Genomic DNA, 2,397 nt, shown 5'->3' on the forward strand with positions numbered 1-2,397 from the left:
GCCACATCTCGACGGCGGAGCCGGGCGGCGTCCTTCGGCAAGCTCAGGAAGCGGGACGGGCGCAGGAGGCTGGGAGTTGGGTACTAGTCGGCGCGGGGCTTGACCAGGGGGAAGAGCACGGTCTCGCGAATGCCCAGGCCGGTCAAGGCCATCAAGAGGCGGTCGATGCCCATGCCGGTACCGGTGGTCGGCGGCATGGCGTACTCCATGGCAGTCAGGAACTCCTCGTCGAGGACCTTCGCCTCGTCGTCGCCAGCGGCAGCCAGCCGCGCCTGATCGACGAAGCGTTCACGCTGAATGATCGGGTCCACCAACTCGGAGTAGCCGGTGGCCAGCTCGAACCCGCGCACGTACAGGTCCCACTTCTCCACCACGCCGGGCACGCTGCGGTGGGCGCGGACCAGCGGCGAGGTCTCCACCGGGAAGTCGCGAACAAAGACCGGCTGGTCGAGCTTCGACCCGACCAGGTGCTCCCACAGTTCCTCAACGAGCTTGCCGTGGCCGTAGCCCTTATCCTTGGGCACTTCCAGGCCCACCTCAGCGGCGATCGCGAGCAACTCGCCAACGCTCGTCTGCGCAGGCACGATCTCGCGGCCCAGCGCCTCCGACAGCGACGGGTACATCTCGATGTTCAGCCACTCACCGCCCAGATCGTAGGTGGAGCCGTCGGGCATGGTCGGGGCGAGCGTGCCGACGGCGCCCAACGCGACCGCCTGGATCAACTCACGGGTCATCGTCGCGGAGTCGTTGTAGTCGCCGTACGCCTGATAGGTCTCCATCATCGCGAACTCCGGCGAGTGCGTAGAGTCGGCGCCCTCGTTACGGAAGTTGCGGTTCACTTCGAAGACGCGGTCGATGCCACCGACCACGCACCGCTTCAGGAAGAGCTCCGGCGCGATCCGCAGGTACAGGTCCAAGTCGAAGGCGTTCGAGCGGGTGACGAACGGGCGAGCGGCGGCCCCGCCGTGCAGGGTCTGCAGCATCGGCGTCTCGACTTCCAGGAAGTCCCGCCCGGTCATGAACGCGCGCAGCTGGGCCATCACCTGCACCCGCAGCCGGGCCATCTCGCGGGCCTCCGGGCGCACGATCAGGTCGACGTACCGTTGCCGGACGCGCGACTCCTCATTCATCTCCTTGTGCGCCACCGGCAGCGGGCGCAGCGCCTTGGCGGCCATCGCCCACTCATCGGCCATGACCGAGAGTTCACCGGTGCGCGAGCTGATCACCTCGCCGTGCACATAGACGATGTCACCGAGATCGACGTCGGACTTCCAACGCACCAGCGATTCCTCGCCGACGCCGTTGAAACTGATCATGGCCTGCAGCTGGGTGCCGTCGCCCTCCTGCAGCGTGGCGAAGCACAGCTTGCCTTTGTTACGCAGAAAGATGATGCGGCCGGCGACGCCGACCCGCACGCCGGTTTCAGTGCCGGCTTCCAGGTCCGGGTATTGCGCGCGCAGCTCAGCGAGGGTGTGGGTGCGGGCGACGCCGACCGGATAGGCCTCGCGCCCCTCACTCAGAATCCGCTCGCGCTTCTCCCGACGGATGCGCAACTGCTCGGGCGTCTGGTCGTCGTTCTCGGGGCGGGGATTCTGGCCATCACTCACGAGGTACTAGATTAGGCCACCGCGCTGGCCAAGGGAGAATTGATGGTTCAGGAGAAGAATTCGTGCGCGTCCGACGCGTCCGCCGGTGCGATTCGGGCAGCTCGCAGCGCCCGGTGACCGCCCAGCAAGAACCGCGCACCAGCCACTCCGCGGGCCTGCAGATGCCAGGCCACCCATTCGGCGTCGTGGCCGTCGTCGGTCACCAGAAGCCAGCGGGCCTCGGCAGTCGCCGAGCGCAGGGCTGCGCTGCCGCCCGGACTGAGAGCGGCCAGCGCCTCATCGAGATCCAGTGCCAACGCACCAAGCAGTGCACCGGCGGTCCGTCGTTCCGGTGCGCCGCGCAGATCCACGACGACGGCGCCGTCGCCGATCGCTGCGGCGAACTCGTTGGGACGCACCGACAGCGGTCGGTGGGGAGCGGTCACCGACACCACCGGGGTAGCGGGAAGGGCGGCGGCCCGGGAAACGGCAAGAGTGAGGGTCATCGGAAATACATCCTGACAAGGATCGAAACGAGTGGGGAGGTCGACGAAGGGCGATCGGGTCGGGGCCCAGATCAGCAACAACACTCCATGCACATCTCGTAGATCACGACGCTCAGTCTGCCAGCCGAACGCCGGACTGCCAAGAGTTTTGTGCACCGCGCACGGAATGCGGGTTGCCCGTCTACGCACCGGCGCCGGTGCCGGGCGTTAATGTGTGGGCCATGTCAGATTCATGCCACCGCCACTCGCGCCGTACCTTTCTGCAGGCGGGCGCGGCCGCGGCCGGTGCGCTCGCCGTCGGCGGT

General features: G+C 67.5%; 2 protein-coding genes. Both read right to left on the reverse strand.

What is annotated here, in order from left to right; translation table 11 throughout:
- Positions 1-83 precede the first annotated feature (83 nt).
- Positions 84-1,607 carry a lysine--tRNA ligase gene (lysS, locus tag WAW85_RS02725; RefSeq protein WP_422558122.1) on the reverse strand — a complete coding sequence of 508 codons (1,524 nt, stop codon included), beginning with the start codon at positions 1,605-1,607 and terminating at the stop codon, positions 84-86.
- 47 nt (positions 1,608-1,654) lie between these two features.
- The gene (locus WAW85_RS02730; protein WP_422558123.1) at positions 1,655-2,092 is read right to left on the reverse strand and encodes a rhodanese-like domain-containing protein; all 438 of its coding nucleotides are present in this window, start codon (positions 2,090-2,092) and stop codon (positions 1,655-1,657) included.
- Positions 2,093-2,397: the final 305 nt, after the last annotated feature.

It is taken from the genome of Gordonia sp. (in: high G+C Gram-positive bacteria) (assembly GCF_049299075.1).
In the GTDB taxonomy this organism is placed as follows: Bacteria; Actinomycetota; Actinomycetes; order Mycobacteriales; family Mycobacteriaceae; genus Gordonia.